This is a genomic window from Chryseobacterium sp. Chry.R1, assembly GCF_039645525.1.
Lineage (GTDB): Bacteria > Bacteroidota > Bacteroidia > Flavobacteriales > Weeksellaceae > Chryseobacterium > Chryseobacterium proteolyticum.
Map to the genome: position 1 here is coordinate 2,475,190 of NZ_CP151793.1, position 26,447 is coordinate 2,501,636.

Below are 26,447 nucleotides of genomic sequence, written 5' to 3' on the forward strand. Positions count from 1 at the left end.
CTTTAGTTTACAATAGTTTCTAAAACAGGTGCGATCCCCTGATTTTTAATATCATCAACAAAATGTAAGTACAGACCGGTAAATGCATTTACCTCTCTCAAATCGATGCTTTTAAAGGCAGAAAGATTTAAAAAATCAATGGGGTTATCACTTTGGATTAAAATTTCATCTTCCGAAGTCAGCCATGGCTCGCCAATTTCATATGTAAAACCTTTATCGTCTGTTTTGTATTTCAAATAATGCCTGTAAGAAGCTATAAGAAATGCCGGACGCATAAGATCTTTTCCATCACTGATTATTTTTGCGAGATTGGGCATAATATATACCGGAAATTTAGAAACACCGTCAAAGCATAATCTGCTCACCTGGTCACTTACGCTATGATTGGAAAACCTTTCTATCAGTGTACGTTTGTAAAGATCTAAATCAGTATCGGCAGGTGCCGGAACATATGGTGTAATATCTATATTCATAAAATCCCTGATTAGCTTTACAATACTTTGATCCTGCATGGCCTCATCTACCTTGCGGTAGCCTTTTAAGAAAGAAGGGTAGGATAATAGGGTGTGCGAAGCATTCAGGAGACTGAGTTTCATGTTTTCAAAAGCAGTGACGTCATTCGTGAATTCTACGCCGGCTTTTTCCCATTCGGGTCTTCCTGCGATAAATTGATCTTCTATCACCCATTGGATGAAATCTTCACAATAAACGGGGGCTTTATCATTCCAGCCGCTTTTTTCACTAAGCCTTTCAATATCTTTGGCTGTGGTAGCAGGTGTAATTCTGTCCACCATACTGTTCGGAAATGTAACGTGGGATTTGATCCAGTTTCCAAGATCTTTATCCTGAGCTTCTATAAAACTGGTGAATGCCCTTTTAGCGGTATTGCCATTATGCTGAAGATTATCACAAGAAAGGATCGTGATACTTCCGGCTCCATTTTTTTTACGCAATCGCAGACCTTCTGCTATAAATCCAAAAACCGTTTCAGGAGTACCCGGATTCAGTAAATCGTTTTGTACGTGGCTGTCATTCAGATTAAACTCATTCGTTTCTTTATTGAGATTATATCCTCCTTCCGTAATGGTAAGACTGATGATCTTTATCGCCGGATCAGCGATTTTAGCAATTACTGCCTGGGGATCTTCCACTCCCCATATCAACTCTGTGAGTGAACCTATGGTATAGATTTCATCTTTTCCATCCCTTCCACAAACCGTAAGGGTATAGTCCAGATTTTGGGATCTTAAATCACGTACTATTTTTTCATCAGAAGAAAGTAAGGCAATTCCGCAGATTCCCCATTGCTGTTGATTTTTGTCTCCCAGCAGAAGGTGGGTGTAATACTGCTGATGGGCCCTGTGGAAATTTCCAACACCAATATGTACAATGCCGGTTTTAATATTTTCACGGTGATAGGGATAAGAATTGGGAGTCATATATTATAGTTTTTAATTGAATGTTAATCGTTTGCTAAACTTATATTAATAAATCTATTGCCCGGTATTTTTTGTTATGAAATTGATAATGGGAACGTTCCCAGAATTTGGGAACGTTCCCATTTGCTTATTTTTTTGTTATTTTTGATAAAAAAGAGTCCCTGATGAAGCGTGTAACCATTAAAGATTTGTCGAAATTTTTGTCATTATCTACCTCTACCATCTCAAGAGCACTGCTTAATGATAAAAATATCAACCCGGAAACTCAGAAGAGGGTATTGGAAGCAGCAACGAAATTGGGCTATAAACCCAATGCAACAGCTTTGAATTTAAAGTATGGAAAATCCAAAAATATTGGATTGGTGGTACCGGAAATGATCACACCGTTTTCTTCAAAAGTTCTGAAGGGGATTCAGAATATTTTGGATCCGTTAGGGTATCGTGTTATCATAACACAATCGGATGAAAATCCATTGATAGAAAGAGAGAATCTTAAGCTTTTAGAAGAATTCAATGTGGACGGGATCATTATTAATCTTTGTCATGAAAGTCTTAATGAAGAAGTTTACAAAAAGCTGATCAATAATGATATTCCCATGGTATTTTTTGACAGGATACCCGGGAAATCAATACAGGCTTCGCGGGTGATCGTAGATGATCAGATCAAAGCATCATTAGTAGTGGAGCATCTGATTAATACGGGACGAAAAAGGATCGCACACATTATGGGGCCTTTAACGATAAGGAACGTAACTGAAAGAGTGAACGGATACAAACGTATTATGGAGAAATATAGTCTTACTGATCCTGATCTGATTGTTTCTACAGAGGGAATGACTTTTGAAGATGGCAGAAAGGCAGTACAGGAACTATTAAACAGAAACATCCATTTCGACAGTATTTTTGCCTTTTCCGATACATTAGCTATTGGTGCAATGAATTATCTTCATGAGCAGAATATAAAAATTCCTGAAGAAATAGCGATTGCAAGTTTTTCAGGAACAGAACTCGCAACTATTGTGCATCCACAGCTGACAACTGTACAGCAACCATTAGAAAAAATGGGAGAAACCGCTGCCCGTCTCGTGCTGGAAAAAATACAAAATGCGTCATCACCTGATCAGACGGTTATTATGGAAACCGAATTGATTTATAGGGCATCCACCGTTATTTAAATCTACTCGCTTTGGTCAAGCACAAGAATAAGAGATAAAATAAAAACCACGGAAAGAGCACTAATGACCAACAGATTAACCTGCACTATCATTGATATGATTAATAGTAGGATAGAAGCAAGCATAATATATCTGAAATAATGGGTGTATTCTTTTTTCATATAAGATTATTAGCTGTTATAAAATTAAAAAAAAGACACGTAACTTTTACTTCAGCCGTCTTACTTGCCAAAAAAACAAATGCCTAAGGATACCTTAGGCAATTTGTCCATTTAAAAAAATTGATTAATCATAATTCTCTTCAATCCATCTAAGGCATTCCTGGTAATAGCGGTTTTGCTCATCAGATTGTAGATAAGGCGCATTAATAAATGCGTTGTCTGCAATTTTTTGCATAATTTTTTCAAGGCTCCGTCCATTAAAGTCCACTCTTGTTTTTTGAATATTGGAATACTTCAGGTGATCCTTGTGAATGTGCCAGGATGAATCTTTTCCTGCATTAACTCTGGTGAGATTGGTTGTGTGTGTTGCGTCCATGATCATAATTTTTAAGGGGTTTGCAGACTTAAAATTCAGGAATAAAAAGATCATAACGCAAAGGGAAAATACCCATTTTTGAAAAATCAGTGTTTTCCCTTATTGTATTGAAAATATAAACTTTAGCAATTCGTGATGGATAAAGACTTTTATTAATCATTCAAACCGAGATCCGATGGAATGAGTTTTGATACTTGTATACAAACTATTAAAAATATTAACATATGAACTTAATTATCCGTTTACTGATTACTGCGCTTGTTGCGTTTCTTTTAACGAAAATTTTACCTGGAGTACATTTTGAAGGCTTTTCATCTGCGATTATTTTCGCGATTGTTTTGGGACTTTTAAATTTAATTGTAAAACCTGTTTTAAGTCTTTTGGGACTTCCTTTAACGATCATCACCCTAGGATTATTTGCTTTAGTAATTAATGCATTGATCATCCTTCTGGCAGATTATTTCATAGACAGTATGGTTGTAGATGGATTCTGGTGGGCATTCATTTTCAGTATCGCCTTATCATTGATCACTTCATTGGCCAACTCTATGTTCTCAGATGGGGACTAAGCTCACAGAAGTATAGCATAACAATATAAATCCGTCAGTTGAGCTGGCGGATTTTTTATTGGGTCCATCAAAAAGGATATAAATAACATAAATAGCAACTGTACAAGCGTCTTATCATCAAATGTATCACAGGTAAATCAATTCATCACTTTAACAAAAAACAAGATAATTGTTAATTCCTTCGCATATTTTTATTTTAAGTACTAAATTTGGCAATCTTTGAATTAAAAAGCAATTTATGAAACTTAAGTACAGCCTGCTGGCTTTAGCAGCCCCACTTTTAATGAATGCACAACAGTTAATGACGCCTGAAATTCTTTGGACTTTGAAAAAAGTGGGAGTACAGGCAGTTTCACCTGATCAGTCTTCACTTATTTATAAAGTAGGACAAGTAGATCTGAAAACAGAGAAAACGAAAAACGAAAACTATTTCCTTAATGTTATCAATAATCAGTCTTCAAAATTAGACTTAGGTAAAAAAGCTCTTATTCAGTGGGATAAGAATGGAATTTACGCACAGGAAGGAGATAAGATATTCCTTTCTAAAGATAACGGAAAAACCTGGACGGAGTTTTATACCATCGGTGAGGTTGATAATATTGTAATTTCCCCTGATGGAAAGAAAATCGCTTTCAGCAAGCAGGTTTTAGTGGAGAAAGTAATGGGGAAAGATAAATACAGCGATACTCCTAAAACAACAGCACAGGTGTATACTGACTTGAACCACAGACACTGGGATTATTTCAATGAAGGAAAATACAATCATGTTTTTGTAGTAAATACTTCAGATAAAGTGGAATCATCAAAAGACTTACTGGAAGGAAAGACATGGGATTCTCCGCAGAGGCCGTTCGGTGGAGCTGAGGATTTCATCTGGAGTCCTGATTCTTCTCAGCTTTTGTATGTTACCAAGCCTAAAAGCGGGAAAGAGTATGCTACAAGTACAAATACGGATATTTTTGCTTATGATCTGACTTCCGGTGCTACAAAGAACCTTACAGAATCAAATAAAGGTTATGACGTAAATCCAAAGTTCAGTCCGGACGGAAAATCACTGGTATGGCAGAGCATGGAAAGAGATGGCTATGAAGCGGATAAAAATGATGTGAAAATCATGGACTGGAAGTCCGGAAAAACAGAGAACCTAACAAAAGGTTGGGACGAAAGTGTTTCCGGTGATGTTTTCTGGAGTGGTGATTCCAAAACCATCTATTTTACGGCAGCATTCAGAGGAACAAAACAATTGTTTTCCTTAGATCCTAAAAATGCAAAGGTTCAACAGATCACAAAAGGAGATTTTGATGTAAATGAAATCTTTGCTGATAATAAAAACACCTTATTGGTAGGCAGAACCGATGTCAACCATGCTACAGATTTATTTTCTGTAAACATTAAAAACGGTGAAATGAAACAGGTTACGGAAGCCAATAAAGATACTTATTCCAAACTGGCTCAAGGGAAATCTGAACTAAAAATGGTGAAAACATCGGATGGAAAAGAAATGGGAGTATGGTTCCATTATCCGCCGAATTTTGATCCGAATAAAAAATATCCTACTTTGGTATATTGCCAGGGTGGGCCTCAATCTGCATTGACTCAGTTTTTCAGTGTACGATGGAATTTTGCTCTTATGACGGCTAACGGATACATTGTAGTTGCGCCGAACCGTAGAGGAATGCCGGGCTGGGGAACAAAGTGGAATGAAGAAATCTCTAAAGACTGGGGTGGACAACCTATGAGGGATTATCTTGCCGCTACAGATTATGCTAAGACATTACCTTATGTGGACGGACAAAGAGTAGCTGCAGTAGGAGCAAGTTATGGAGGATACAGTGTATTTATGCTTGCGGGGATTCACGATAACAGATTCAAGACCTTTATTGCTCACGACGGGCTATTTGATATGAAATCATGGTATCTGACCACTGAAGAGCTCTGGTTTGCCAACTGGGATTTAGGGTCTCCATGGGAGAAGCCGCTTCCAAAAGCTTATACAGAATTTAACCCTAGCAATTTTGTTGAAAAATGGAATAAGCCGATCATGATTGTCCAAGGAGGAATAGATTACCGTGTGCCTTATGAGCAAGGACAAGAGGCTTTCCAGGCAGCAAAATTAAGAGGCCTTAAAACAAAATTAGTGTATTTCCCGAACGAAAACCACTGGGTGCTTCACCCGCAAAATGGTTTGGTATGGCAAAGAGAATTCTTTGACTGGTTAAAAGAAACTTTATAACAAACAATAAAAACGAAAACGGGCTTTTGGCCCGTTTTTTTTATATTTGAATTATGCAAAACCGTATTTCTTCATTTCCTCCTATTATTGATGTCCATTCCAGAATTTTAATTTTAGGTTCTATTCCCGGGGTCAAATCATTGGAAAAACAACAATATTATGCACATCCTCAAAATAAATTCTGGAAGATTATTTTTGAGCTGCTTCATGAAAAATTTACGGAAGATTATACAGTAAGGATTGAAACATTGAAGAAACACCACATCGCACTTTGGGATGTGATTGATTCCTGTGAGCGAAAAGGAAGTCTTGATTCGGAGATCAGAAATGAAGAAGCCAATCAGATTGAAGAACTTTTAGAACAATATCCGAATATCACTGCCATATTTTGTAATGGAGGAAAATCTTATAAAAACCTACAGAAAGTTTTAGGAAAAAAATATCGGCTTCCTGTGATTCTGCTGCCTTCGACAAGCCCGCTGCATACCATTTCGTTGGAAAAGAAATTAGAAGGATGGTCAAAGATCATGGAATTTCTAAAATAACCTCCTTCCTTATTTCCTTTATGCTCCAGCAACATCATCATAAGATGTGCACTTTAATCTACTTTTAAATAACTGCGTAAACCCCTGAGAAGCTCCAGCTGGTTCTTCGTACGGTCGAGATTATGCTCCGGATAGGTTGTAGAATAATAAGTGCTTCCATTTAAATAATCTGTAAGAAAACGAAGCCCCTGAATGTAGATAGCCACCTGTGCGGAATAATCAAGATTTTCAAACTCGTCTGGAGTCAATAGATCCTTAAGATGAAATAGAAAGCCCTCTTTTACCGATTCGAAAATTTCTGAATTGAAATTATTTTGAGCTGTTCCATCATCTTCATTAGTGGTATTGGTGTATGATTGGATCATGGTTCCAAAATCATAGAGAATAGTAGAAGTCATGATTGTGTCCAGGTCAATTATAGCCATCGGGTCATGGTTCTGATCAAAAAGAATATTACTGATTTTCGCATCTGCATGAACAATTCTTTTAGGAAGTTGGCCATTATTTTGCATTTTGATCCATTGATCAGGTAACCACAACAATTGGTTCATCATTTCTATTTCAGCTTTTGCATTTTCTTTTAAAGAAGATGATCCGCTTTCTAATGAAATTTTATAGTCGGTAAGTCTCTTTTCAAAATTGAGAAAATCGGGTAGTGGATCTTCAATGATGGGAAGACTTTGCGTGTTAATGATGCTAAGAAAATAACCCACAGCTCTTGCTGCCTTGGAAGCTGTTTCTGCTGAAGGAACAGTAAGAAAGGTAATGCTGTTATCAATGAAGCTGGTCATTCGCCATGAATCTCCATTTCCATCCCTGATTAAAAACTCCTCTGAAGACGAAGCAATCGGTTGTGTCATTTTGAAATGATATTGACCCTCTTTAAGAATCTTATTTATTTTCAAATGATTGTTGATAACCTGCTCCGGCCTTTTAAAGACTTGTGTATTAATCTTCTGTAAAATATACTTTTCCCGGTTTTGATTATTTTCTACACAATAGGTAGTATTGATCAAACCGTTATTGATCTGAGTAACTGTACAGTTGTCAGTGCCTATAAATTTTGAGATAATATTCTTCAGCTCCATAGATCTTCAGGGTATCGCTGGTTTTGGATTTCTTTTTCAAGGTAACTTTTTAGAATAATTTTATCATCGGGATAGGTCATTCCCAACCAATGAGATGGCGAGGTTCTGACTGCAATTTTGATTGTATTCTCCTCGTTCATTTTCTGCAGAGCAGTAGGAATATAAAATTCTTCTTTGGGTTGTGGATTGGATGTAATAAAATCCTTAAAATAGATTTCTAATGAATCGAATATAATGGGATGGAAAATAAAATAATTCATAGAAACCAAAGTATCTGGTGCTACTTCTATGTCTTTCCCGTTTTCATCGGTATAGACAATAGTATTATTTTCTTTTCGGATGGAAGTCTGCTCTTCTACTTTTAGCAAAAAATGATCATCATCCACCGTGCAAATACCTCTGGCTACCGTACCATTGTTACTTAACGTGGTAGAAAGCGGATAGGCAATGAGTTCAAATTGGGAATCAGAAACATTTTGATTGTCGATTTCACTCGATGCTAACTGATAAACTTCTTTACCGTAAAAATCGTCTGCATTGATCATTACAAAAGGTTCACTAATATATTCTTTTGCACAAAGTACGGCATGGCCTGTTCCCCAAGGTTTTTCCCGGGACGAATAATCATACCCTGAAGGAATGTATTTATCCATATCCTGATAGACCCATTGCAACTCAAAGTTGTTGGTTTTGGAAATGTTTTCCAGCCTTTCTATATAGCTTTCAGGGATGAAACGATTAATAATAATCACAATTTTATTGAAGCCGACCATTAGAGCATCATAAATAGAATATTCCAGAATAGGAGAGCCATTGCCCAATATTCCATCTACTTGTTTAAGGCCTTTATAGCGGGTGCCTAAGCCTCCGGCTACTATGAGAAGTGTTTTTTTAGAATTCATCTGTCATTCCGAATATAGGTTTACGATTTTTCCATTGTCCTTTTGTGAAATCAGGGATCTCAACAACCTGTCCTCCTTTAGCAATTGATTTTTCGCTGAGCGGTGTGATTGCATACCAGGTGGCAAGATCATATACATCCATAGGGAATTCTATATTACGTTTTATACATTCAATAAAGGTGTTCATAACGAAAAAGTCCATTCCACCATGTCCTGCGCCAGTTGCTTTGCTTTCAAATTTCTTCCACATCGGATGGTCGTAATCTTTGATCCATTTCTCGGTATTATCCCATTTATGGGTGTGATTCATTATCTTTTCAAAATAAATATGTCCCTGATCTGCGCCTCCTGATCCGAAGTCCTGCCAGATTCCGTCAGTTCCCTGCACTCTGAATCCAAGATCATAAGGTCTCTGTAAGCTGGTATCGTGTGTCAGAAGAATAGTTTCTCCGTTAGCACAAGCTATTTGTGTCGTAACGATGTCTCCCTGGTTAAACTTCACTTTGGCATTAGGATGGTTGGGACCTCCTTTCGGATGTTCCACAATATACTGATGCAAGCCGAGGGATTTTGAAGAAAATGAAGATAAGCGTGTTAATCGGTTTCCACGATTAATATCCATCATAACGGAAACCGGACCTAGGCCGTGCGTAGGATAAAGTTCTCCATTTCTTTTTACATAATGTTCCGTTCTCCATTTTGCTTCGCTAAAACCCTTTTCCCCGAATTCGGCTCCGGAATTGTAAGGCGTAACACCGTCATTAAATAAAACCCCGCGAAGATCATGCTGATAGCCTCCTCTTCCGTGGACCAATTCTCCAAACATTCCTTTACGGACCATATTCAGGATAGCCATGATATCTCTACGGTAACATACGTTCTCCATCATAAAAATGGGAACTTTTGTTTCCTCATAAGTTTTTACGAATTCCCAGCAGTCATCCAGTTTAATGGCACCGGATACTTCCATTCCAACAATTTTCTTAGCCTTCATCGCTTCAACTCCCTGTGTAAGGTGCCATTCCCACGGAGTAGCGATAACAACCGCATCGATGTTGCCAAGTTTCAGGAGATTTCTGTAATCATATTCACCATTTGAAAATTCACGGGCCTCCGGTTTACCATTGCTTTTTAAGATTTTCTGGCTGGCAGATAACATAATTGGACTAGGGTCTGCAAAAGCAACGATCTCAACATCGTCCCTTTTAGCCAATAGCTTCACATGCTCCTGTCCCCGTAATCCGACTCCTATAAAACCAACTCTTACTTTTTTATCAGATACAAACCCTTTTGAATAGGCAAATAAAGAATGAGGTAAAACAAGTGCTCCGAATGAAGCTAATGCAGTTGTTTTGATGAAGTCTCTACGTGAATTATCCATAAATGATATTTTTGATTAAATATGTTATTTAAATTTAAAGATATTAAAATATCAATAACCAGTGAATCATTTTACTCTTAAAATTGATTTTATTTTTATTTATTGTCCGTAATATGCACTTATTAGCCTCTCTCTCATTTTGTTGAGGTAGTTGATGTTTTTGGTATTGGACAGAATAATCACCGTCAGGTTTTTTTCAGGTAAATGCACCCAGTTCGCACTATGTCCATAACCTTCACCCTGACGTTCTACAAAAAGGGTGCTCATATTTCCGAATTTTTTAGGATAAACCCAAAAGCTAAAAGCAGTATCCCCAAGCTCCTTATAAGGAGTAAGCATAGTGTCTACAGTTGATTTTTTTAATAAAACATGATTGAAAACGGCCTGGTCAAAGGTTAAAAGATCTTTGGGAGTGGAGTACATGCCCCCGGCCGTATAAAAATTGTCGATATAGGTGTTGGTTGGGGTATGAAGAGCAAACGGGTCCGAATCTGTTTCCGAATATCCGTCATCTATACTCTGGATAATATCATTGTGGTGCAAAAGACCTGTATTATTCATTTTAAGAGGAACCAGGATCTGCTCTTTCAGAACTTCTTCAAAAGATTTACCATATATATTTTCAATAATTTTTCCAAGCAGGATATAATCACCATTGTTATAGCTGAATTTTGTTCCGGGTTTATCGATTAGTTTTTCAGAGAGAAAGGTTTTGATAAAATCATCCAGGTTCCAAATTGTATTGTCATATGCCTCGTGAATGAGTTCCGGAGAACTGATGTCCTTATTAAATCTACCACTGCTATAGGTTAGAAGGTTTCTTACGCTTGCTTTTTTAGCGGCTTCCCCTTTGTAATCCGGAAGATAAGTTGCAATGGGAGCGTCCAGGTTGATTTTACCTCTTTCATATAGCTGCATGATCAGGACGGCAGTAAATGACTTGGTGAGAGAAAATATATGAAATCTGGTTTCGTCCGAAAAGCTGATGTTATAATGTCTGTTGGATAATCCTTTATACGAGAGTAATTCGGTCCTGCCATTTTGGGCAATCAGAACTGCTCCGTTGAAATTATCATTTTTCACACTGGTATCAATTACTTTTTCCACATTTGAAATTTGAGAATAGACCACATTTATTGCTAATAAAAGAAATGTGGTAAAGGTTTTTTTCATAGTAAACAGTTTTAATAAAGAACAATTTTTGAAACTCAATATTTTTAATCCATGAGGAAAAGTATTTTCGGTGAGTTTACCTATATACAGTTTATTGGCCGATCCAGGCTTTTCTTAATGCGATTTGCTTCGGATCAGGATGAGTTAAGGCGGTAATTTTTCCCGTAGTTTCATCATAGGCGAAACCGGCTTTGGTAAGGTATTCTTTTAAGGGAAGTGGTTTTGTTCCTTCTACATAATCCCTGAAAAAATCCCGGATTTCCGGAAAAGTCATTTTTGTAATTTCATCAAATAAATCATTGTCATTGAAATAGCGATCCTCTCCATATTTTTGCATAAGGCGTTGCATCAGATCCTGGGTTCCCGTTTTTCCACCCGAAAGCTCACGCAATCTTATGTCCAGGCATAACCCGATTAATGGGCCTTTCTGATAAACGTTCATGTACTGGTCCTGTTTTTCCATAGCGTTTTTACTCAGATCGGTAAAGGACAAATGAGGATCAAACTCCTTCATACCGGCTATCTTTTCTTCCAGCTTTTTTTCGAATTCAGGAATACCGATCATCTTTTGCTTTATGGGCATGTGTATCGTTGCGTATTCCGTCATACCTTCATACAGCCAGAGATGTTTCGACATCGAAGGATTTAAGAAATCATAATGCTGGATTTCCCCTGAATGAATATGAAGCGGAGTGATAATGTGGAAAAACTCATGAGAGGCAACCCTGTCCAATGCGTCCGGCAGATAGCCTATATTCCCGGAAAGATAAAGACATACGGTCGACCTGGAGTGTTCGAGGCCATCTCCCATAAACCCATTTTTATCTGAAGATTCGTAATAAATCAGAAAAGCATACTTTTCAACAGGCAATTTTCCACCCAGGTAGGCCTGTTGATTTTCTAAAATCGTCTTTATATGATCTGCTATTTTTTTGGAATAATGCCGTTCCTTTTTATTGTAAAATGATACAAGCACCTCAGTGGTACCTATTTTTAACCAGGTCGTATCAGGAACGCAATACAGTACAGGAGAATCTACGAGGCTTCTGTAATTTTTTGCCCTAACGATGTCTGTACTGTCATTTTTTCTTTCATAATCCAACGCAGAAGAAGCATAAAAATCTTTATTTTTCTTAATGCTGATTTCATATGGTTTATCCTTTATTTCCTCAAAGTAACCTACCAATGAATTATAATTGATCACAAAAACACTATCTTTTTTAAAAGTACTTCCTGCTGACTTTGCTCCTTCTGTATGCTCCTTTAGGGAATCCCAGCCATCGGCAACACGATAGGATATCTTTTTTACATACCTGAGATCGTGGATTAACCAGCTGTTGGTATCTAAGCGTTCCGTAACCACTTTTTTCCCTTTTTTATCGATTGCTGTAACATCGGAAACATATTGCCCGAAATTCAGGGGCTGATAAAATCCGGGAACGAGTTTGGGTATAATAAACTTACCTTTTTCCAGCTTATTTTTGGGTGGAGTAAAAGAAACCGTCACCTGGTCATTATCTGTATGAATGAGATCGATATTGTATTGATAGTTTTTCTTTGACGATTGGGCAGTTGCCAAATTGGGAAGAAGAATCAGTGCAAAAAATATTTTTAAAAGTTTTTTCATTTTATTTTCGGCGTTAAAGCTTAATAAAAATATGAAGTTAATTTTGGTTATAGCCGATTGTGGACATTATTATTTTTCGATCGCATATACTTCTTCATAGGGCTGGATAAGAACCCATCCGTTTCCTGAAAACTTCATCTGAAATTCTTCACCACTTCCTCTACCCATCAGGCTTTTAAAAGAAACATTTGTTTTAAGTTCAGGAGTTAAATTCCCGGACCATGCAACTGTGGCATTAGGATCTGTGAAAACAGGGTTTTCAGGAGTTACCATAAGCGTTAAAGGTTCTCCGTGGGTTGTAATAGCCACATGTCCCGTTCCGGAAAGTTTTACCTGAAATAATCCGCCCGACAGCATTCCTGCAATACTTTTAAGCATGGTAATATCACTTTTTATACTTTGTTCATGGGCCAGGACATCGTTGCCGTTCACACACAATGCTTCATTATTCAGGTAAAGGATACGTACTTTTTTTCCTGAATCAGCTACATACAGTTTTCCTGTGCCTTCTGCTTTCATTAATCTCGTACCTTCACCACTGATTGCTTTTTTCAGAAGATTTCCGATACCTCCCGCAAGCATGCCTTGCCTTTCAAAATTTATATTTCCGATGTAGCCCACCATACTTCCCCTTTTAGTCCAAACCGATTGATTGGTAAGGTTTATCTCTAAAAGCTGAGGTTTTTCAAGTTCAAAATAGTCCCGTTCTTCAGGATTCTCTTTGGTTTCTTTAATGAATGATTCTAACGAATATTTGCTCATAATTAATCAATTTTGTGCGACCAAATTACATCTTTTTCAGACCAAAATACATAGTGATTATTAACCATTTGACAGCTTTATCAAATAAAGCTTGACAAAGGGGGGTTCAATGTCGTATATTTGCACACCGAAAATTACACCAGTAATTTCAATAATTTTTAAACCGTAATTTAAAAAAATGAAAACATCCGATTTTAATTTTGACCTTCCTGATGAACTATTGGCAGAACACCCGTCCGAGCATAGAGATGATGCCAGACTTATGGTTCTTAACAGAAAAACCGAAACTATAGAACACAAGTTGTTTAAAGATGTAGTGGATTATTTCGATGAGAAGGACTTGTTTATTTTCAATAATACTAAAGTTTTCCCTGCGCGTCTTTATGGAAATAAAGAAAAGACAGGTGCTAAGATTGAGGTATTCCTTTTAAGAGAGCTTGATAAAGAAACACGTGTTTGGGACGTATTGGTAGATCCTGCAAGAAAAATCAGAATTGGAAACAAATTGTTCTTTACAGAAGATGAATCTTTGGTAGCTGAGGTTATCGATAATACCACTTCAAGAGGAAGAACTTTAAGATTCTTATTCGATGGTTCTTATGAAGAGTTCAGAACAAAATTAAAAGAATTAGGAGAAACTCCGCTTCCAAAATATATCAAAAGAGCTGTAGAGCCTGAAGATGCTGAAAGATACCAGACGATCTATGCAAAAGTAGAAGGAGCAGTAGCAGCACCGACTGCAGGATTACACTTCTCCAAACATCTGATGAAGAGATTGGAGATCAAAGGAATCGATTTTGCAGAAGTAACTCTTCACGTAGGCCTGGGAACATTTAACCCGATCGAGGTTGAAGATCTTTCCAAACACAAAATGGAATCTGAAGAAATCATCATTGATGAGAAAAATGCTGCAATCATCAACAGAGCAGTAGAAGGACACAGAAGAGTATGTGCTGTAGGAACTACAACAATGAGAGCATTGGAAACTTCTGTTTCTTCCAACAAAAAAATCTCTGCGTTCAACGGTTGGACAAATAAATTCATCTATCCGCCTCATGAATTCGGAGTAGCCAACTCAATGATTACAAACTTCCACACTCCAAAATCTACATTAATTATGATGATTGCGGCATTTGCTGGAAGAGATTTTGTAATGCATGCATATGAAGAAGCCGTAAAAGAAAAGTATAAGTTCTATTCTTACGGGGACGCAATGCTTATTTTATAATAATTTTAAATGATAGATTATAAATTTTAGATTAAGCCCTAACTTCGTTTGGGGATTTTAATCTAAAATTTATAATTTAAAATCTATACTCAACTCTATTTTGAAAGATATTCGAACTTTATCACTGGACCAGCTTAAAGACTACTTTTTGACTTTAGGAGAAAAACCATTTCGCGCGAAACAGGTTTATGACTGGTTGTGGAGTAAAAACCTCCATTCTATTGATGAGATGACCAATCTTTCAAAACAGCTTCGTGACAGAATTTCAGCAGAATATACCATCAATCCGGTATCTGTGGACCTGCTTCAGAAAAGTAAGGATGGAACCATTAAAAATGGGGTAAAACTTCACGATGGTCTTATGGTAGAATCTGTTCTGATTCCTACAGAAACAAGAACTACCGCTTGTGTTTCCTCACAGGTAGGATGTTCGTTAAACTGTGAATTCTGTGCTACTGCAAGACTAAAAAGAATGCGAAATCTTGAAGTTGCCGAGATCGTAGATCAGGTTGCACTTATTGACAGTCAAAGCAAAATGTATTTCGACCGCCCTCTTACCAATATCGTTTTTATGGGAATGGGAGAGCCAATGATGAATTACAAAAATGTGGTAGAAGCGATCCGGAAAATTACCCAGCCTGAAGGTCTGGGGATGTCTCCAAGGAGAATTACGGTTTCTACTTCCGGGATTCCAAAGATGATCAAGATGCTTGCCGATGATGACCTTAGGGTAAAACTGGCATTATCGCTTCACTCTGCAATAGAATCCAAGAGAAACGAAATCATGCCTTTTTCAGATAAGTTTCCTTTAACTGATATTATGGAGGCTCTTCAATACTGGTACAAAAAGACCGGTAACGTGATCACTTTTGAATATTGTGTGTGGAAAGGCATTAATGATGGTGATGAAGATATCAAAGCGCTGATCAAATATTGCAAGCAGGTTCCTTCCAAAGTTAATCTTATCCAGTACAATCCGATCGGTGATGGTAAATATGACCAGTGCAATAAACAGGCAGAAGAAAATTATGTTCGTCAGCTTGAAAATGCGGGTATCACAGTAATGATCAGAAAAAGCAGAGGTGGAGATATTGATGCCGCATGCGGACAATTGGCCAATAAGACGACCGATTAAAATTTCCTTAAAAAATTATCCAAAATGGGACTCTGATTTTCAGAATGTCCTACCTTTGTACAAAAATTAGTAACGATGAATTACTTTTTGGGTGAAGATGGACTAGAAAATGTCTATGCCTGGGCGATTCCCTTTCATGCCACCGTAATTTTAGCTGAAATGATTTATAGCCACGTTTCCGAGGCTAAACTATATAATAAAAAAGATGTAGCAACAAGCGTTTTTTTAGCTCTTCTGAATTTTGGTTTGGATCTGGTAATGAAGGTTTTTGCAATGGGAGTGATGTTTTTCTTTTACAATCACCGTCTTTTCTCTTGGGATTTCACCATCTGGTACTGGCTGATCTGCTTTGTTATCACGGATTTTGCATATTATGTGCTTCATTATGTAGATCATCATTCCAGGGCTTTCTGGGCAGTTCATATTACCCACCACAATTCCGAATACTTTAACCTGACAACTGGATTCAGAAGTCCTGTTTTACAACCGCTGTACCGGTACCTCTATTTTTCTCCGCTTGCCTTTTTAGGATTCAATCCATGGCATATTATGGTAGTGTACGCTATCGGACAGGTATATGGAACATGGGTTCATACGCAAACGGTAAAAAAGATGGGTTTCCTGGAACATATTCTGGTGACTCCATCCCATCACCGTGTACATCATGCATGCAACATCAAATATCTCGATAGAAATATGGGAATGTGCCTGATCATCTGGGATAAAATGTTCGGGACTTTTGAAAAAGAGGATCCGAATATTCCTGTGAAATACGGGATATACCCTAAAATGCCCGATGACAGACCTGATACGGTACTGTTCTATGAATGGCGAAAAATATGGAAAGATATCAAACAACCGGGATTGAAATTCTCAGACCGGATCAATTATATTTTCAATTCTCCCGGCTGGAGACATGACGGTACAGGAAAGACGGTAAGGCAATATCAGAAAGATTACTTTGCAAGGAAAATCCGCAAACAACATAAAAAGTCAGCATAAATTTTTTCAAACAACTTTTTTAATCAGTAAAACGGGCCCAAAAGCCCGTTTTATTTTAGCAATATGATAAGTGCACCGTTTACAGCATCAATTTTGCTATGCTAAACCGGTAAATTAGTATTTTTATTCAATGAAAAAGGTTATCCTCATCTTTGTATTTCTGTTTTTTCAGACTTCATTTTCCCAACAGACAGATTTTCTTAAAATAAAAAGGTACAGGACAGCCTTTTTGGAAGATGGGGTTAAAGAAACATCCGGATTGGATTTCTTTAATGGTCAACTTTATACTTTTAATGATAGTGGTAATAGCCCGGAGCTTTTTGAAATAGACAAGGACTCAGGAAAGGTGTTGAATATCCTGAAAATTAAAGCTAAAAATAAAGATTGGGAAGCGCTTACTCATGATGACTCTCATTTCTATATCGGAGATTTTGGAAATAATACAGGAACAAGAAAAGACCTTGAAATTTACAAAGTCCCTTTTTCTAATGGCAGGATGGAAAACGACTCTATTAGAACCCTTTCTTTTTATTATCCTGAACAAAAAGAATTTGTCCCCAAAAACACCAATAATGATTTCGATGCGGAAGCGATGATTTATTTGAATGGTAAACTGCATATTTTTACCAAAGAATGGTCCGCAAAAGCAACCTCACATTATACCATCGATCCTGAGGCGGATGAACAGCAGAAAGCTGAAAAAATAGAAACTTATAAAACAGGTTTTGTAGTAACGGATGCTGCTTATTTTGATCATAAACTCTATTTGGTTGGATACACCAAAAAAACAGAAGTTTTCCTTGATATTTTTAATGAAACTGAGCCGGGAATCTTTTTTAAAGAGAGATTAAAGCACTATTATCTGGGAAGTGCTACCTCAATCGGGCAGATCGAAGGAATTGCCGTAGATGAAAAAGGCGTCTATATTTCCGGGGAGAAATTCCGTTATCCACTCGGAACTGTAAAGCAGAGTCTGTATTTTATTCCAAAAGAAGAATTCAAAGATTGAATTTTCTACTAAAATTGCCTGAAAAAAATTATCTTTGTGAATATTAATTATTATTTACCCATCACTCACAGATTGTGGCAAACATCGTAGAAGAAATCAAGCAACCGATCAATGAAGAAATGAAACTTTTCGAACAAAAGTTTTATGAATCTATGCAAAGTAAAGTTCCTTTACTGGATAAAGTGACACGTTTCATTGTTACGACCAAGGGGAAGCAGATGCGTCCTATGTTTGTATTTCTTTGCGCAAAACTGGTAGGTGAAGTTACAGAAAAGACCTATCGCGGAGCCTCGATGATAGAGTTGATCCATACCGCAACATTGGTCCATGATGATGTAGTGGATGAAAGTTTTAAAAGAAGAAATTTTTTCTCTATTAATGCTTTATGGAAGAATAAAATTGCAGTATTGGTTGGGGATTATCTCTTATCGAAATCAGTTCTGTTGTCTACCGACCATAAAGATTATGATTTACTTTCTGTTATTTCAAGGACCATCAGGGAAATGTCTGAAGGAGAGCTTCTTCAATTGGAAAAAGCCAGAAAGCTTGATATTACTGAAGATGTTTATTATGAAATTATCCGTCAGAAAACAGCAACCCTGATTGCCGCCTGTTGTGAAATAGGTGTTTTGTCAAATAACGCTGATGAAAAGCTCGCAAAAAGAATGCAGGACTTTGGAACTTATACCGGAATGGCTTTTCAGATTAAAGATGACCTGTTCGATTATCTAAGTTCAAATGTTATCGGCAAACCCGTGGGGATTGATATTAAGGAACAGAAAATGACACTTCCTTTGATCCATACCCTTACAATAGCAAGTGAAAAAGACAGAAAATACTATCTCAATACGATCAAACGCTATAATAATGATCAGAAGCGTGTAAAAGAGCTTATCGCTTTTGTTAAAAGCTCGGGTGGTCTGGATTATGCTATCAGTGTAATGAAAGATTTCCAGCAAAAAGCGAAAGACCTGCTTAATGAATTCCCCGATTCAGATGCTAAAAGATCACTCCACAGCATGCTGGATTATGTGATCGAAAGAAAATTCTAAAAGGGTCGGTACTTTTTTATCTCCCGTAAATAATTAATCCTTAAAGCGGTTTTTTCCTGTTATTGTTCTCTGTAATTGCCATCCGTTGGGAAATTCTATAAATGCTTTTATAATCAGATTATCTTAAAATAAAGTGAATTTGATTATATGGCCTAAATATTCATTTATATTCAACTCTACTTAATGTTTATCTTTCAATTCGGGATAAATGATTACATTATTCTTATGGTTACGATAATAACTGCCAGGACTATGCAGAATAAAGCGATTAAAAATAAATAATCCGCAATGTTCTCAAACTTGGTTTCTCTTTTTTCATTCTTCGTTCTGATGGCCAGAAATGAAAAAAAACAACTGCAGGCAAAAAGTATACAAGCAACACCTGCAAATTCGTCCAGATACGTACTACCACTGATTTTAGTGATTTTCAATGAAGTGATTATAATCAGAGAAAATCCTAAAAGATTGCTAGATGCATTTAATATATGAGGTGATTTTTTTTCCATTTATACAAATTTATTTAAAATAAAACACAATTTGCCTTATTATCAAATTTTTAAAAAAGATTATTAAAAATTAAAATTAATTTAAAAAGTGTATATTAGCAAAATACTTCTAGAACTAAAAATTTTTATATTTGGCTATGCAAACAACCTATATTGAAACACAGAAGATTTCCTTTCAAGATTTTAAAAATCAAATACTTGAAGACTATAAATTAGGGAGAATCTCTCGTGAAATGTCTTACCTGGGGAGAAGAGAAGTTCTTACAGGAAAAGCTAAATTCGGGATCTTCGGTGACGGTAAAGAATTACCACAGCTGGCAATGGCGAAAGTTTTCAGAAATGGCGACTTCCGTTCAGGATATTACAGGGATCAGACCTTTGCTTTGTCCGTCAATGCGTTAACGGTTGAAAGCTTTTTTGCACAGCTATATGCAGATACCAGCGTAGAAAGAGAGCCGGCATCAGCAGGAAGACAGATGAACGGGCATTTCGCAACGAGAAGCTTACATGAAGATGGAAGCTGGAAAAACCTTATGGCTCAAAAGAATATTTCTTCTGATATTTCTCCTACAGCAGGACAAATGCCTAGATTATTAGGGTTAGCTCAGGCTTCTAAAATATATAAATCAGTACAATTTGAAGGTTCTGAAAAGTTTTCAAACAATGGAAATGAAATAGCTTTCGGAACAATTGGCGATGCTTCCACAGCAGAAGGCCATTTTTGGGAAACTCTGAATGCGGCTTGTGCGCTTCAGGTACCGATGATCGTTTCGATCTGGGATGATGGGTACGGGATTTCTGTTCCTACTAAAAACCAGAGAGCAAAGGCGGATATCTCTGAAATGCTAAGTGGTTTCCAGAGAAAAGAAGGAGAAAACCAGGGATGCGAGATCATTCAGGTAAAAGCATGGGATTATCCTGCATTATTGGATGCCTATGCAAGAGCTGAACATTTTGCAAGAACTGAAAGTGTTCCTGTAGTTGTTCACGTCATTGAAGTTACGCAACCACAAGGGCACTCTACTTCAGGATCTCACGAAAGATATAAGAATGAAGAACGTCTTTCATGGGAAGCAGATTTTGACGGGTTGGTCAAGTTCAGAGAGTGGATTCTCAACTATTCCATTGAAATTGAAGGTAAAGAAGAGGTGATTGCAACCGCAGAAGAACTGGATGCCATCGATGACGAGGCTAAAAAGACAGTAAAAGCCGGACAGAAACTGGCTTGGGAAAACTATCAGAAAACCATTTCAGACCTGTCAAAAGCAGTTTTACCTTTGGTGGAAAATCTTAAAGGTCAAAATGCAGAAATAGAAAATTACATCACTCATTTTAATAAATTAGTCTCAAAAGCTAAAAAAGATATTTTCCACTTGGTAAGAATGTCTTTACTGGCAACAAGAGGAACCAATACTCCTGAAAGAAACCAGTTAATACAGAAGTACAATGAGATCCTGGAAGTAGAAAAAGACAACTATTCTTCTCATCTGTATTCTCAGTCTCAGTGGAAGGCCGAAAACGTTAAAGAGATCAAGCCTGTATATTCAGACAGCTCAGAAGATGTGGACGGAAGAGTAGTGGTAAGAAACAACTTTGATAAAATTTTTGAAAAATATCCTGAAACCCTTGTATTTGGAGAAGATGCCGGAAACATCGGTGATGTAAACCAGGGACTTGAAGGCATGCAGGAGAAATATGGTGAAGTTCGTGTTGCAGATACGGGAATCCGTGAAGCGACTATTTTAGGCCAGGGAATCGGTATGGCAATGAGAGGTCTGAGACCGATTGCCGAGATCCAGTATTTAGACTATATCCTATACTGCCTGCAGGGAATGAGTGATGATCTGGCAACAGTTCAGTACAGAACAAAAGGAGGGCAGAAAGCACCCGTAATTATCAGAACAAGAGGGCACAGATTAGAAGGGGTATGGCATTCAGGTTCTCCGATGGCAGGAATTCTTAATCTTTCAAAAGGGATTCTGGTACTAGTACCAAGAAACCTTACAAAAGCTGCAGGATTCTATAATACAATGCTTCAGAGTGATGATCCGGCAGTAATTGTTGAGTGTCTGAACGGATACCGTTTAAAAGAGAAGCAGCCTGATAACCTGGGAGAGTTTACTGTTCCTGTCGGGAAGATTGAAGTAACGAAAGAAGGAAAGGATGTAACGTTAGTAACCTATGGGTCTACATGGAGAATTGTAATGGAGGCAGCAGAAGAGCTGGAGAAATTAGGAATTTCTTCAGAGGTTATTGATGTTCAGTCTTTAATTCCTTTTGATTTAACAAACGAAATTGCTGAGAGTGTGAAGAAAACCAACAGATTGGTGGTGATCGATGAAGATGTGGAAGGAGGAACTTCAGCATTTATTCTACAGCAGATTTTGGAGAAGCAAAAAGCTTTCAGATATCTTGATTCTGATCCTTTAACAATTGCCGCAAATGACCACCGTCCTGCTTATGCAAGTGATGGAGATTATTTCAGCAAACCTTCTGCAGATGATATGGTAGAAAAGATCTATGCGATGTTTAATGAAACCAATCCTCAAAAATATCCGGCGATATTCTAAGGACAAAAAAAATATACAAAAAAGCTTCCGGGTTACCCGGAAGCTTTTTTTTGCATTATTGATTTCATTTAATTTTAATTCAGAATTTATTATATAAAAAATCCCCGGAAAATTTGGGGATTTTAGCTGTAGAATCAATTAATCTTCAGGACAACTGCTTGATCCTGCATTACATGTCCAGTAACCCGGAAATCCGTTTTTGGGACGATGATAACAAGCTATTCCTTCTGTGCAGTCCGGTGGATTTCCACCACTAATTCTTTTTAATTCAGATTTGGATAATTTTTTTGAATTTTTCATATTGCTTTAATTTGTTGATTAGATTACAAATATAACAGTTTTGGTTTCACTCTTATTGGATTTATGACTAATCAAATAATTATTATACATAAAATAAAACAGCTTCTGTAAACCAGAAGCTGTTTTTTAACCGAGTAAATATTTAAAATTGTCATCAAATGACAAAGTGATTTTGTTAATTATAAACCGATGTTTTTGGTAGGTTTTAATTGTCTTAAAATATTTTTTGGAATGGCATTCTTATGTACAAGAATAGCAGTTGACTTATATTCAACGTATGGTCTTGTTACATAGATATATCCTTCAAAATCATTGGTAACACCCCATGAGTTCTTTACCATATAATATTCTTTTCCGCTTTGATCTTTTGCTAAACCTACGATATGCATACCATGGTCATCCGTGGTTGAAAGGTTGTTAAGAGCTTTCTGACGCATATCTTCTGTGATCGCTTTGTCTTTTTTAGGCTCTGTAAACAATTCTTTTTTTACTTCAGGAGTGATCTGGTCAAGATCTACATCCGGAACATAGGCCACTCCGTTTTTATATGAAAAATAAGGTTCAGATACATCTGTTGCCCAGCCTACAGAATATCCTTTTGAAATTGCATTGTCAACAATTGCAGTCATATCTGTCATCGGAATATTCCAGTCAGAATCATGGCTCCAGTTATCAGGAATTGGGTTTACAAATTTCTGGAAATAAGGATAATCTTTGTAAGAAGATAATTCTACATAATCTTCAGGATTGATTCCTACGACCTCCTTAGCAAATGTTTTCGGAGTGTAGGATTTCCCCTCATATGTAAAGTTAGTCGGAACTTTTCCAAGGTACTCATCCAGAATAACATCCACAGAAGACATCCAGTTGTCGGAAAGTTTTCCTTTAGATGAAGCCTGAACCAAACTATCTAATACAGTCTTTAATTTACCCTGCATTTCCTTGAAGTTGTTGGTCGTTTGTCCGGCTTTCAATCCTGTATACACTTCCTGAGGAACTGCACCGTACTTTTTGTACATATTGATTACATCGTGCAATTCACCTCCGTCTCCCCAACTGATAGCTCCGTTATTTAAAACATATAATTTTGCTTTGTCATGGTAAGAGTTTCTTGCGGTAAAGATTTCTGCCAGGTCTACAGGTTTTTTACCCATACGCTGCATTTCAGACTCAAGAAAAGAGTTCCCCGAGTAGCTCCAGCACGTTCCTGAAGATCCCTGGTTTTTTACTGAAGTAGCACCAACATCTTTAAGAGTCGTAAATTTAAAGTTAGCATTTTGGGATTGATTGTTTTTCAACTTGTTGATCAAGTCATCCTGTGCGAACATCATACTTCCTGCAGACAAAACAAAAAGTAATGAGGCAATTTTGTTATATTTCATTACTAAAAAGATTATTATTGAATAGTCGTTGTAATACAAGATTTGTTACAAAGGAAAAGGTTAAATTTTAAATTGGAGTTATTTGGGTGAAAAAGCAGGAATTCTATGTTACCATAATCAAGATAAAAACTTTAAATTTAATTTTCAAAAATTATTGAAAGTTCGAAAATTATTATTACATTTGTAATAGAAATTCAAAAAGAGATCAATATGCAACTTTCAGAGGCGAAGGAAAAATATATTCAGACATGGGGAACATTTGCTACCAATTGGGGGATTAACCGGACAATGGCGCAGGTTCATGCATTGCTTTTGGCAAGTGGAAAGCCATTATCAACAGATGAGGTAATGGAGCAGCTTGAAATTTCAAGAGGAAATGCCAATATGAATTTACGGGCTCTCATGGACTGGGGAATTGTAAAAAAGGAATTTGTAAAAGGAGACCGGAAAGAGTATTTCATTGCTGAAAAAGATGTGTGGTTTCTGTTTAAGCAAATCACAAAAGAAAGAAGAAAAAGGGAAATCGAACCGGTAATTTCTTTTTTAGAAGAATTAAAGAATATTGAAGACCGTGATTCTGATGAAGCCAAAGAGTTTATTAAGTTGATGGAAGATTTTAGTTCGGTTACGGGAAAGATTAATAATATCATGGATCTCGCGATAAAAAGTGATGATCATTGGTTGGTAGGAAAGATCACGAATCTATTAAAATAAGGCTAAAAAGGACAGTGTTCCTTTTTTATTTCAAATAAACTTTCAAAAATTATTGAAAATATAATAATTATGAAAAATTTAATCATTCATTTGTTTTTGATTTTGTACTTCTCGAAAAGAAAATCATTTTAAAATTAAGGATATGAAAACTCTAAAGAACCAGACCCTCATCTACGACAATGAATGTCCTATGTGTAATATTTACTCTAAAGGTTTTATACAATGTGGAATGCTTGATGAAAATGGGAGAGAGGCTTTTAGTGAATTGAGTGTTAAGAGCAGATCGGTTATTGATTATAAGCGGGCAAAAAATGAAATTGCGTTGATTGATCATAGCACAAATGAAGTGATATACGGTCTGGACAGCCTGCTTGCTATTATTGGAAACTCATTTCCGGTATTGGAGAAGATAGCGAGAATACAACCTTTTTACTGGTTTTTCAGAAAGTTATATTCTTTTGTGTCATATAACAGAAAGCAGATTATTCCATCATCTAAACCTTATACAGAAGAGTCATGTGTTCCCGATTTTAACATGAAGTACAGGATCGGATACATCCTGTTTGTGGTGATTTTTTCCTCCTGTATTTTAAGTGTATTTGTTACAAAAACGGGATTTGGTTTTAGCCGGAATTTTTTAAGGGAATTGGCCATTTGTTTAGGGCAGATCGCTTGGCAAACTGTTTTTTTAAAGGCCTACCTGAAAGATAAAATATGGGATTATATCGGAAATATGATGACTGTTTCCCTGATCGGGACTCTGCTTTTATTGCCTGTTCTCTTTACAGAATTCAATTCTCTATTTTATATTTTTTACTTTGGAATTGTGGTTTTCATGATGCTTCTAGAGCACATAAGACGTTGCAAAATATTGGAATTGAATTTTATTCCGTCCATAAGTTGGATTATTTACAGAACTATTGTCTTGATCACTTTATTGTATTACTATGTCTAGAATTTATTTAAAAACAATCATTAAGGCAGACATCTGTAAAGTTTTTGATCTATCAAGGGATATTGATATGCATCAGCAATCAACATCCAGTACAGAGGAAAAATCTATTGCCGGACGTATGCACGGACTTATTGAACTGAATGAAACGGTAACATGGCGTGCAAAGCATCTGGGAATATATCAGACGCACACTTCAAAAATAATCAGTATGGAAAAGCCTCTGGAGTTTACTGATGTTATGCTGAAAGGAACTTTTAAATCATTAAAGCATCAACACCTTTTCAAACAGGAAGGAAATTACACGATCATGACCGATATTTTCGAATTTCAATCTCCTTTGGGAATGATCGGTATGCTGTTCAATTATTTTTTTCTTAAAAATTACCTCAAAGATTTTTTAGTAAAAAGAAATGAAATCATCAAAAAAAATGCAGAATTATGAACTTTTTAAAGGCTGAATGGCGCAAACTGGCGATCATCAATTATGAAATAGATCCTGAAATACTCATAAAATACCTTCCTGAAGGTACGGAACTTGATTTCTATAAAGGGAAATGCTACATAAGTCTTGTCGGATTTATGTTTTTAAATACCAGATTACTCGGTTTACGCATCCCTTTTCACCGCAACTTTGAGGAAGTTAACCTTAGGTTTTATGTGAAAAAAAGAGAAAATAATGCATGGAAAAGAGGAGTGGTCTTTATTAAAGAGATTGTTCCGAAACCGGCCTTAAGCTTTATTGCAAATGCTATCTATAATGAAAATTATAAAACGCTGCCGATGAAAAACGCAATAGCAAAAAAGGAACACGAAATGTTGGTTACATATTCATGGAAAGATAAAACATGGCATTCTATGGAAATTACTGCAGATCTTCAGGCACTTCCTATGGAATCTGATTCTGAATTTGAGTTCATTACCGAACACTATTACGGATTTACAAAAAATGATAATAAGACTTCCGAATATGAGGTTTGCCATCCTCAATGGAAATATTATCTGGTAAAAGATCATCAGTTGAAGATAGATTTTGAAAGAATCTACGGAAAAGATTTTAAATTTTTGAACATTCAGGATCCTCTGTCTGTAATGCTTGCAGAAGGTTCCGAGATTAAAGTGAAAATAAAAGAATATATTGTCTGAAACGAAGTTCAGAATAATTA

At 36.6% G+C, this 26,447-nt stretch carries 25 protein-coding genes; 14 read left to right on the plus strand and 11 right to left on the minus strand.

The features are described from left to right. Positions 1 to 2: 2 nt before the first annotated feature. Positions 3 to 1,439, minus strand: a complete 1,437-nt coding sequence (locus tag AAEU33_RS11355; protein WP_345987559.1) for a mannitol dehydrogenase family protein — start codon at positions 1,437 to 1,439, stop codon at positions 3 to 5. Positions 1,440 to 1,603: 164 nt separating this feature from the next. Here AAEU33_RS11355 and AAEU33_RS11360 point away from each other — a divergent pair, with 164 nt between their 5' ends. Then, complete coding sequence (locus AAEU33_RS11360) at positions 1,604 to 2,614, plus strand: LacI family DNA-binding transcriptional regulator (RefSeq protein ID WP_345987562.1); 1,011 nt, start codon at positions 1,604 to 1,606, stop codon at positions 2,612 to 2,614. Positions 2,615 to 2,899: 285 nt separating this feature from the next. On the opposite strand, the gene AAEU33_RS11365 is transcribed toward AAEU33_RS11360, so the two are convergent. Further along, on the minus strand, positions 2,900 to 3,151 hold the full coding sequence (locus AAEU33_RS11365; RefSeq protein ID WP_345987564.1) for a hypothetical protein: 252 nt from the start codon (positions 3,149 to 3,151) through the stop codon (positions 2,900 to 2,902). Positions 3,152 to 3,375: 224 nt separating this feature from the next. Here AAEU33_RS11365 and AAEU33_RS11370 point away from each other — a divergent pair, with 224 nt between their 5' ends. From AAEU33_RS11370 to AAEU33_RS11380, 3 genes are all read left to right on the plus strand, one after another. After that, positions 3,376 to 3,720 (plus strand): phage holin family protein, encoded by a 345-nt coding sequence (locus tag AAEU33_RS11370; RefSeq protein ID WP_172279273.1) that lies wholly within the window; start codon positions 3,376 to 3,378, stop codon positions 3,718 to 3,720. A gap of 238 nt (positions 3,721 to 3,958) precedes the next feature. Then, positions 3,959 to 5,953: a S9 family peptidase gene (locus AAEU33_RS11375; protein WP_345987566.1), complete on the plus strand. Its 1,995-nt coding sequence runs from the start codon at positions 3,959 to 3,961 to the stop codon at positions 5,951 to 5,953. Between the two features lie 53 nt (positions 5,954 to 6,006). Beyond that, the gene (locus tag AAEU33_RS11380) at positions 6,007 to 6,498 is read left to right on the plus strand and encodes a DNA-deoxyinosine glycosylase (protein ID WP_345987568.1); all 492 of its coding nucleotides are present in this window, start codon (positions 6,007 to 6,009) and stop codon (positions 6,496 to 6,498) included. Positions 6,499 to 6,551: 53 nt separating this feature from the next. On the opposite strand, the gene AAEU33_RS11385 is transcribed toward AAEU33_RS11380, so the two are convergent. The 6 genes from AAEU33_RS11385 to AAEU33_RS11410 all read right to left on the minus strand — a co-directional run bounded on the left by AAEU33_RS11385 (position 6,552) and on the right by AAEU33_RS11410 (position 13,431). Beyond that, entirely contained in the window at positions 6,552 to 7,586 is a 1,035-nt protein-coding gene (locus AAEU33_RS11385) for an aminoglycoside phosphotransferase family protein (protein ID WP_273648519.1), read from the minus strand. Continuing rightward, positions 7,577 to 8,488 (minus strand): sugar phosphate nucleotidyltransferase, encoded by a 912-nt coding sequence (locus AAEU33_RS11390; protein ID WP_273648518.1) that lies wholly within the window; start codon positions 8,486 to 8,488, stop codon positions 7,577 to 7,579. The genes AAEU33_RS11385 and AAEU33_RS11390 overlap by 10 nt, the downstream gene beginning before the upstream one ends. Beyond that, positions 8,478 to 9,869, minus strand: a complete 1,392-nt coding sequence (locus AAEU33_RS11395; RefSeq protein WP_172279263.1) for a Gfo/Idh/MocA family oxidoreductase — start codon at positions 9,867 to 9,869, stop codon at positions 8,478 to 8,480. Before AAEU33_RS11395 ends, AAEU33_RS11390 begins: the two co-directional genes overlap by 11 nt. Before the next feature lie 99 nt (positions 9,870 to 9,968). Continuing rightward, positions 9,969 to 11,042 carry a serine hydrolase domain-containing protein gene (locus tag AAEU33_RS11400; protein WP_345987570.1) on the minus strand — a complete coding sequence of 358 codons (1,074 nt, stop codon included), beginning with the start codon at positions 11,040 to 11,042 and terminating at the stop codon, positions 9,969 to 9,971. 91 nt (positions 11,043 to 11,133) lie between these two features. Further along, the gene (locus tag AAEU33_RS11405) at positions 11,134 to 12,669 is read right to left on the minus strand and encodes a hypothetical protein (protein ID WP_345987572.1); all 1,536 of its coding nucleotides are present in this window, start codon (positions 12,667 to 12,669) and stop codon (positions 11,134 to 11,136) included. A 69-nt stretch (positions 12,670 to 12,738) separates the two neighbouring features. Then, positions 12,739 to 13,431 carry an AIM24 family protein gene (locus AAEU33_RS11410; protein WP_172279256.1) on the minus strand — a complete coding sequence of 231 codons (693 nt, stop codon included), beginning with the start codon at positions 13,429 to 13,431 and terminating at the stop codon, positions 12,739 to 12,741. A 178-nt stretch (positions 13,432 to 13,609) separates the two neighbouring features. On the opposite strand from AAEU33_RS11410, the gene queA reads away from it, so the two are divergent. The 5 genes from queA (at position 13,610) to AAEU33_RS11435 (ending at position 18,857) form a co-directional block, all read left to right on the plus strand. Beyond that, positions 13,610 to 14,659 (plus strand): tRNA preQ1(34) S-adenosylmethionine ribosyltransferase-isomerase QueA, encoded by a 1,050-nt coding sequence (queA, locus tag AAEU33_RS11415; RefSeq protein WP_172279254.1) that lies wholly within the window; start codon positions 13,610 to 13,612, stop codon positions 14,657 to 14,659. Between the two features lie 100 nt (positions 14,660 to 14,759). Next, complete coding sequence (rlmN, locus tag AAEU33_RS11420) at positions 14,760 to 15,794, plus strand: 23S rRNA (adenine(2503)-C(2))-methyltransferase RlmN (RefSeq protein WP_172279252.1); 1,035 nt, start codon at positions 14,760 to 14,762, stop codon at positions 15,792 to 15,794. 75 nt (positions 15,795 to 15,869) lie between these two features. Next, entirely contained in the window at positions 15,870 to 16,796 is a 927-nt protein-coding gene (locus AAEU33_RS11425; protein WP_172279250.1) for a sterol desaturase family protein, read from the plus strand. A 130-nt stretch (positions 16,797 to 16,926) separates the two neighbouring features. After that, positions 16,927 to 17,805, plus strand: a complete 879-nt coding sequence (locus tag AAEU33_RS11430; RefSeq protein ID WP_345987575.1) for a hypothetical protein — start codon at positions 16,927 to 16,929, stop codon at positions 17,803 to 17,805. 74 nt (positions 17,806 to 17,879) lie between these two features. Then, on the plus strand, positions 17,880 to 18,857 hold the full coding sequence (locus tag AAEU33_RS11435; protein WP_172279246.1) for a polyprenyl synthetase family protein: 978 nt from the start codon (positions 17,880 to 17,882) through the stop codon (positions 18,855 to 18,857). Positions 18,858 to 19,069: 212 nt separating this feature from the next. On the opposite strand, the gene AAEU33_RS11440 is transcribed toward AAEU33_RS11435, so the two are convergent. Continuing rightward, positions 19,070 to 19,363 (minus strand): hypothetical protein, encoded by a 294-nt coding sequence (locus AAEU33_RS11440; RefSeq protein WP_172279244.1) that lies wholly within the window; start codon positions 19,361 to 19,363, stop codon positions 19,070 to 19,072. Positions 19,364 to 19,500: 137 nt separating this feature from the next. On the opposite strand from AAEU33_RS11440, the gene AAEU33_RS11445 reads away from it, so the two are divergent. After that, the gene (locus tag AAEU33_RS11445) at positions 19,501 to 21,933 is read left to right on the plus strand and encodes a thiamine pyrophosphate-dependent enzyme (protein ID WP_273648512.1); all 2,433 of its coding nucleotides are present in this window, start codon (positions 19,501 to 19,503) and stop codon (positions 21,931 to 21,933) included. A 138-nt stretch (positions 21,934 to 22,071) separates the two neighbouring features. Here AAEU33_RS11445 and AAEU33_RS11450 read toward each other — a convergent pair whose 3' ends face one another. Then, positions 22,072 to 22,233 carry a hypothetical protein gene (locus AAEU33_RS11450; protein WP_172279240.1) on the minus strand — a complete coding sequence of 54 codons (162 nt, stop codon included), beginning with the start codon at positions 22,231 to 22,233 and terminating at the stop codon, positions 22,072 to 22,074. A 179-nt stretch (positions 22,234 to 22,412) separates the two neighbouring features. Continuing rightward, on the minus strand, positions 22,413 to 23,615 hold the full coding sequence (locus AAEU33_RS11455) for a C1 family peptidase (RefSeq protein WP_273648510.1): 1,203 nt from the start codon (positions 23,613 to 23,615) through the stop codon (positions 22,413 to 22,415). A gap of 210 nt (positions 23,616 to 23,825) precedes the next feature. On the opposite strand from AAEU33_RS11455, the gene AAEU33_RS11460 reads away from it, so the two are divergent. From AAEU33_RS11460 to AAEU33_RS11475, 4 genes are all read left to right on the plus strand, one after another. Then, positions 23,826 to 24,329 (plus strand): helix-turn-helix domain-containing protein, encoded by a 504-nt coding sequence (locus AAEU33_RS11460; protein ID WP_172279236.1) that lies wholly within the window; start codon positions 23,826 to 23,828, stop codon positions 24,327 to 24,329. A gap of 142 nt (positions 24,330 to 24,471) precedes the next feature. Further along, a complete protein-coding gene (locus AAEU33_RS11465; RefSeq protein WP_345987579.1) occupies positions 24,472 to 25,284 on the plus strand; it encodes a DCC1-like thiol-disulfide oxidoreductase family protein in 813 nt (270 codons plus the stop codon). Next, positions 25,277 to 25,726: an SRPBCC family protein gene (locus tag AAEU33_RS11470; protein WP_345987581.1), complete on the plus strand. Its 450-nt coding sequence runs from the start codon at positions 25,277 to 25,279 to the stop codon at positions 25,724 to 25,726. Before AAEU33_RS11465 ends, AAEU33_RS11470 begins: the two co-directional genes overlap by 8 nt. After that, positions 25,723 to 26,427, plus strand: coding sequence for a DUF2071 domain-containing protein (locus AAEU33_RS11475; protein ID WP_345987583.1), 705 nt, complete (start codon positions 25,723 to 25,725; stop codon positions 26,425 to 26,427). Before AAEU33_RS11470 ends, AAEU33_RS11475 begins: the two co-directional genes overlap by 4 nt. Positions 26,428 to 26,447: the final 20 nt, after the last annotated feature.